Origin of the sequence: Actinomadura bangladeshensis (genome assembly GCF_004348335.1) — a bacterium.
GTDB classification, from domain to species: domain Bacteria; phylum Actinomycetota; class Actinomycetes; order Streptosporangiales; family Streptosporangiaceae; genus Spirillospora; species Spirillospora bangladeshensis.
Map to the genome: position 1 here is coordinate 1 of NZ_SMJW01000358.1, position 6383 is coordinate 6383.

The window sequence follows — 6383 nt, forward strand, 5'->3', positions numbered from 1 at the left end:
GGGTGGCGGGGCGTCTTGGTCGCCGAGCTGCTGCTGGAGGTAGGCGCCGTGCTCGCTGGCCGCACTGGACTGGCCGCCCCCGAAACCGCCGCCGCCGCCGAAGCCGGCGCCGTAGGCGCGCAGGGCGCCGAGCGCGGTGGCGCTGCTCATCAGCGCGCCGAGCATGCCGCCGCCGGGGCTGGACTCGGTGCCGCCGGTGGTCCAGGTGAAGAACTTCAACAGAACCGGGAAGGCGATCAGGCTGATCAGCATCATCGCGAACCCCATCAAGACGGTGTGCAGGTCCTTGCCCTTGCCGACCAGCGTGAACGTGGTCGCATACACCGCCGCCGCAGCCGGCTTGTAGAAGATCAGCGCGAGCATCCAGCCCGCCACGCGCGGGAACCATGCCTTGGTCGAGGTGGTGATCATCCCGGCGGCGGCCAGCGGCAGCAGCCCGGCCAGGATCACCAGCGCCGCTCCGCGAAACAGCAGCAGGATCGCCTGGACGAGCGCGATCACCAGCGCGAACAGGCACAAGATCAGCACCAGCGCGCGCGGTACCGCGCTCGGGAACGCCACGATCTGGGTCATCCGCTTGGCGAAGTCCCCGTCGGAGGATGCGCTGAGGACCCAGTTGCACCATTGGTCGCCCCACTGCAGCAGCAGGTTCGGCACCACCGTGCCGATCACAGCGACCACCGCCAGTACGGCAAGTCCGCGGCCGGCGTCCACCAGCGGCAGCGCCTTGCGCGACAGCGCCATCCGCGCCGCGACCGCCAGCAGGGCCAGTACCGCGACCGCGAGGGTCAGCGGCCGGACCAGCAGTTGCAGGTAGCCGATCGCGGGCGTGTCCTGCAGGTCGGGGGAGGGGGTGTGCACCCACCAGGAGGCGGTGTTGGAGATCAGCCACCCGGTCGCTGACTGGAACGACTCGGCCATCTCCTCCAGCACATGCCCGCCGATCGCCCCCGGGACATCGGGCAGCCCCGGCAGCCCAGGGAGCTTGGGCATGGTGGGAAGGCCCGGCAGCAGCGGATTCCCGCCGCCGTCGTTGTCGACCGGCTGCACGCACGCCGGATCCAGCACCGGCGAGCACGGATCCACCGGCAGGAAGGGCAGCCGGGTAAGCAGAAGGCCCATCAGTGGCTCCCGTGCGGGAAGCGGACATAGCCGTCCAGCGACCTGATCGGCGCCGCCGTCCCGGCCCAGGTCCCGCCGGGCGGGGCGACAACGCGCCAGTCACCGTCCTGCCACCGCAACTGGAGCCGGGTCACGGCGCGGACGGTGACATCGCTGTCGCCCGGCCCGGCCGACAGCAAGTCCACGCTCGCCGCCTCGGGCGAGTAGCCCAGCCAGCGGAACCCCTCCAGCGCGACATAGCCGCGTCCGAGCGGCTCCCCGTCTCGACGATCCCCCCGATGCTTTTCGTAGGTCTCGCGGGTCGAGTCCATCAGCACATCGGTATCGGGACCGATGACCTGCCGCTGGATGGTCGGCCCGAACACCTGCGTGCCCCACTGCATACCGGCCCGCACCGCGATATGGACCGCGGCCAGCAGCGCACCGCGCGGCGTCCGCGCGAACCCCGCCGCCAGATCGCCCTCGGTGTCGCGGGGGCCGTCTTGCGCCGAGTAGGGGAGCAGGACACCGTGGTAGTCCCGCCACGACACCCCGGCGAATGACACCTGCGGCGCGCTCACCAGCTGGCCGGCATCTGCGGTCGTCCGCACGATGACCGGGGTAGGCGTGGGGTCCGTCCTGAATACCGAAGGCGCGGCCATGCCGAGCAGCACCCCGCCGCCGACCACCGACAAGGCGATGACGCGGCGACGGCGCCACCACGGCACGTCGCTCGGCTGCCCCATGCTCTTGCTCGGTCGGCTCATTTGAAGAACACCCCCACGATCGGGGCCGCCGTCGCCGCCAGGCTCAATCCGCCCAGCACCCACGGGATGCCGGTCGCGCCGTCGGCGGCGAACGTAGAGCGGTTCTTGCGGCCGATGGCCATCTGGCCCGCGCAGATGAACAGGCCCGCGACGCCGCAGATCAGCACGCCCCACTTGCCCCACGCCAGCAGCGTCTCCATCTTCTGATCCAGCCCCGGCGGCGCCTCCGGAGGCGGATCGGGCACATCCACGTCGAGCGGCACCAGCGCCGCCACCGTGGTCATGGTGAACGAAGTCAGCACGTCACAACCCCCCGCCGGTCAGCCGACGAAGCTCATCGAGGGCTTGGCGCGCCTTACCAGGCAGGACGACCTCGGACGGGTCCTCCACCAGCCGCAGCGCCCGCACATGAGGGACCCGCACGACACCCGTGACCCGTCCCTCAAGCAGCGCGAACCGCGCCGTGGCCTCCCGCGACTCCGGGCCGCCGTCACTGACGATCGCCAGCGCCGCCACCCGCTCGTCCCACTCGCGCAGCGCCCCGATCGCCGCCGTGGCCTCCTTGGCCGCCACCGCGGTATTGCGCACCGCAAGCACCACCGGACGGCCCTTGGCCCGCAGCGGCGAGCGGCCGCACTCCAGCAACGGCCCGATCGAGCCCATGTCCCACACCGCCGGCAGCAACGCCGCCAGCGTGGACGTCCCGGCACCGCCATGCGCGCCGGCCACGACCACGTCCAAGGCCTCTCCCGCCTGGTCAGCCGGGCTTGGCCTGGTTTGTCGAAGACTCACCCACATACCCCCGAATCGATGCACTGGGTTGCTGGACGATCACGGTACGTGGCAACATGACAGAGCGCAAGCATCGCCAAACAAATTCAGAAAACGTCAACACACCGAACAAGCTGCCTCCGCAGCACCGATCCACCACACTGGAAAGGACAGCCGTGACCGCCCACCCAGGAGCCACAGAGATGACCGAGACACCCGGCCGCGACCCCGACGTCCTCACCACCGCCGAACTCGCGACCAAACTCGGCCTCTCACCCCAGACCGTCCGCCGGATGGCCAACGCCGGACAGATCCCCGCCCTCAAAACCGGCAAGGACTTCCGCTACTCCTGGCAAGCAGTCCGCGAGGTGCTGCGGCAGCCCCACCACCAACCCGGGGAAGCCGCCCATGACCCAACCACCCAGCCCAACAAGGGCGCCGGGTACCGCGCCCAACGCCAAGCCCGCACCGGCGCCCAGGACTAACCCAGCCCAGCGGCCCACCCGGTGAAGGCCGCCGCCACCACATGCGCCGCCGCCCTCGCCCTCCCCCTGGGCCTGGTCATCCTGGCAGCCGGCCACGACTCCGCCGCAGGCACCGGCTCACCGGCCGGCGCACCCACCGCCGAGGCCAGACGCGACATCCCGCCCGCCTACCTGCGCTGGTACCTCGACGCCGCCCATACCTGCCCCGGCCTGCCCTGGAACGTGCTGGCCGCCATCGGCAAAGTCGAAACCGACCACGGCCGTTCCACCGCCCCCGGCGTCCACTCGGGTGAGAACGCCGCCGGGGCTGGCGGCCCCATGCAGTTCCTCGCCGCTACCTGGGCTGCCTACGGCGTGGACGGCGACCACGACGGCCGCAAAGACCGCTACAACCCCGCCGACGCCATCCCCAGCGCCGCCCACTACCTGTGCGCCAACCACGCCGGCCAAGGCGGCAAGCATCTGCGCCGCGCTATCTGGCAGTACAACCACGCCGACTGGTACGTCCGCAAAGTCCTCGCCCAAGCCGCCCGCTACGCCGCCCCCACCGCCAGCCGGCAAGGCGTCATCGTTGTCAAGGCCGCGCTGCGCTGGCTCGGCACCCCCTACTCCTGGGGCGGCGGGGGACCCACCGGACCCACCTACGGCACCGCCCAAGGCGCCGGCATCGAAGGCTTCGACTGCTCCGGCCTCACCCAATACGCCTGGGCCCAGGCCGGCATCCGCCTACCCCGCGTCGCCGCCGACCAATACAACGCCGGCATCCACATCCCCAGAACCCGGCTCCAGCCCGGCGACCTGCTCTTCTTCGCCACCAACCCCACCAACCCAGCCACCATCCACCACGTCGCCATCTACTACGGGCACGGCCGCATGATCCACGCACCCCACACCGGCGACGTCGTCCGCATCGCCCAATTCACCGGCAACCCCTACCGCGAACGCCAATACACCGGCGCCACCAGACCCAACCCACCACGCACCACCCAAACCTGACCGGAGGACCGCCCTTGCCCCACCACGAACGAACTCGTCGGCAACAGTGCCTTCGTCTCCCTCACGACCGTGAGGGAGGGCCTGTTCGTCCCCGTAAACCAGGCCAGTAGGACGGCTCGTGACCCAGCTATCCGCCGGCGGGCAGCGTCAAGCGCAAGCGTCCTATCGCCCGCAAGATCTCGGCACGGTTCTTGCCGGTCTTGAGCCACGTCGGCAGACGTTCCACCAGACTTGCCGGAGCCCAAGCCACAAGATCCCCGCGTTCCCGCAACTTCGCTGCCACATAGGCCTCCAGCAGGTCGAGATGACGGCTGTTATAGGCCCACAGCACATGCCCGCAGCAACTCGCCTGCAGCCACACCAGCCGCTGAAAAAATGGGTCAACAGGACCGCCGACGACAGCGGAACCGACCGTCTCGTCCTTGAAGTAGCCGCACTTCCTGCACCGCAAGCGTCGACGGAGGTCCATGACCCCGGTGGGGCTCCTCTCGCCGTCCCCAACCGTCCCCCCGGCCGCCAAGACGACGGCGCACCCGTCACAGCGCGGACAGCGCACCAGCACCTCGTCGATGAAGTCGTACCCGTACTTCCGCTCACGCTGATCTCGGAACCGGCCGCCAGAATCCGAAGCACTCCCTGCCACATGACCACCCTGCCAGAGACCCATCCCGCTTCAGAGCCGACACCCGCCTCCCCCGCCCGAGCATTATCAGCATCCCGTCTGCTGACCAGCACTGTTATCGGATATTCGCATTACATCCCCCTTTCGCCGCCTCACCACGTGGCAAGACGTGCGCCGCACCCAACCCGCCCCTCTTCACCAAGGCCTGTACTTGGAGGCAACAGGGCGCTGCCACGGCCTCGGCGAAGACCCCGCCTACGTGACCCGCTACAACACGCCCTCACCGACGTCACCCCACAAACCGACACCCTCCCATTGAACGACGGTGACGGCACCGCGGTAGCGGCCGGTGCTCCGCGTAACCGATGCCCGCCCCAAATCCAACAACTCGCAGGTCCTACGGAGGTCATCACATGCAGCCACTCAAGAATGCCGAACTCGCCGAGCTTCCCGCCGTCGTCGACATACCTACGGCAGCCCGGGCTCTTGGCCTGTCGCGTACGTACGCCTACCAGCTCGCCAAGCGGGACCAGTTCCCCTGCAAGGTCATCCGCATCGGCATCTGCTACCGGGTCCCCACGGCTGCGCTGCGAGCCCTGCTCAGTTCCGATTAGCCCCAATGGAGTGACACGGTGACCGGTGAAGGAGAACCGCGATGCTCGCCGGCCGAACGTCGGTGGCACCGGCAATGCCTGACCGGCCCAGTAATGCGGATGCGCCGGGGCCTGATTGGCGGTGGAATAGCCGATGAGCAAGGTCTCAGGCATAGAGCCGGCACCGTGTCTACACTTCGACGCCGCTGAGCAGCCGTCGGTTTGCCCGATGGTTGCCCGGCGGCTGAATAACATCGAGAACCCATAGGCGGCGCTTCCCGCCCGGTGCCGGGTGTTGCCGATGCAGCGGAAACGGCAAGAAGGTAGCGGTCAGGGGGAACCGAACGTCAGATGGGCGTTAGCCGGGAACGGCCGACCGGATTGATGAACAGGTGACGATATCGCCCAGTTCGCGCTCGCCTTGCCGGATGCAGGCCGACTTTCCTGGCGGTGCCCGCCCGTATGTCCGTCGAGGAGCGAGGCTGGCCGGCTGGCCGGGCCGCCGCTGAGGCGGCCGGGTAAACCAGTGCCTGGACGAGTGGAGATCAGCCGACAGGGCGGCAACGTCTGGAGCGGTCCCCCGAAGCATCGGCCGGGTGCCTGAGGTGAGGGCCCATGCAGACGGGCACGTGCCCCTCACCAGCTTCGGGCGTCTCAGTTGAACACGGCGGATGCCGATGGTGGGGAGATGCCGGTTCTTCGGGTCCTGTGTGAACCGTCCAGATGACGGGGGAGGCGGTCGAGTTCGCTAACGAACGGCTAACAAACGATCAAGAGGCCGGTCCTCCGAGTGGAGGAAACGGCCTCTGAGCTGGTCTTTCTTGTCGGGACGGCGGGATTTGAACCCACGACCCCTTGACCCCCAGTCAAGTGCGCTACCAAACTGCGCCACGTCCCGGTGCCCGGCTGAGCGGGCGTGATTACTGTAGCGCAGTCCGCGGGGTCGTGCGTACCGGGTTGTGGGGGCGGTGATCTCTGGTAGGGAGGGCGGATGGTGTCTTCGCGGGCCGTGGCGGTCGGGGTCGTTTGCCTGGGGTTGGTGTGCGGG

Annotated in this window: 8 protein-coding genes and 1 tRNA gene; 3 read left to right on the forward strand and 6 right to left on the reverse strand. The window is 69.0% G+C overall.

From position 1 onward, the window contains the following. The 4 genes from E1284_RS37400 to E1284_RS37415 form a co-directional block, all read right to left on the reverse strand. A partial coding sequence (locus E1284_RS37400; RefSeq protein ID WP_131944879.1) for a TrbL/VirB6 family protein occupies positions 1-1122 on the reverse strand: 1122 nt, incomplete at its 3' end. Then, complete coding sequence (locus E1284_RS37405) at positions 1122-1868, reverse strand: DUF8175 domain-containg protein (RefSeq protein WP_131944880.1); 747 nt, start codon at positions 1866-1868, stop codon at positions 1122-1124. The genes E1284_RS37400 and E1284_RS37405, both read right to left, overlap by 1 nt. Next, positions 1865-2170 carry a hypothetical protein gene (locus E1284_RS37410; protein WP_207924182.1) on the reverse strand — a complete coding sequence of 102 codons (306 nt, stop codon included), beginning with the start codon at positions 2168-2170 and terminating at the stop codon, positions 1865-1867. The genes E1284_RS37405 and E1284_RS37410 overlap by 4 nt, the downstream gene beginning before the upstream one ends. A gap of 1 nt (position 2171) precedes the next feature. After that, on the reverse strand, positions 2172-2609 hold the full coding sequence (locus tag E1284_RS37415; RefSeq protein ID WP_131944881.1) for a hypothetical protein: 438 nt from the start codon (positions 2607-2609) through the stop codon (positions 2172-2174). Positions 2610-2842: 233 nt separating this feature from the next. Here E1284_RS37415 and E1284_RS37420 point away from each other — a divergent pair, with 233 nt between their 5' ends. Both E1284_RS37420 and E1284_RS37425 read left to right on the forward strand, forming a co-directional pair. Next, positions 2843-3124, forward strand: coding sequence for a helix-turn-helix domain-containing protein (locus E1284_RS37420; RefSeq protein WP_165965577.1), 282 nt, complete (start codon positions 2843-2845; stop codon positions 3122-3124). A gap of 21 nt (positions 3125-3145) precedes the next feature. Next, positions 3146-4120: a C40 family peptidase gene (locus E1284_RS37425; protein ID WP_131944883.1), complete on the forward strand. Its 975-nt coding sequence runs from the start codon at positions 3146-3148 to the stop codon at positions 4118-4120. 127 nt (positions 4121-4247) lie between these two features. Here the strand turns inward: E1284_RS37425 and E1284_RS37430 are convergent, their stop codons facing one another. Continuing rightward, entirely contained in the window at positions 4248-4589 is a 342-nt protein-coding gene (locus E1284_RS37430) for a hypothetical protein (RefSeq protein WP_207924183.1), read from the reverse strand. A 566-nt stretch (positions 4590-5155) separates the two neighbouring features. On the opposite strand from E1284_RS37430, the gene E1284_RS37435 reads away from it, so the two are divergent. Further along, positions 5156-5356: a helix-turn-helix transcriptional regulator gene (locus E1284_RS37435; RefSeq protein WP_165965578.1), complete on the forward strand. Its 201-nt coding sequence runs from the start codon at positions 5156-5158 to the stop codon at positions 5354-5356. Between the two features lie 803 nt (positions 5357-6159). Here the strand turns inward: E1284_RS37435 and E1284_RS37440 are convergent. Further along, positions 6160-6233: transfer RNA gene (locus E1284_RS37440), tRNA-Pro, on the reverse strand. Between the last annotated feature and the right edge of the window lie 150 nt (positions 6234-6383).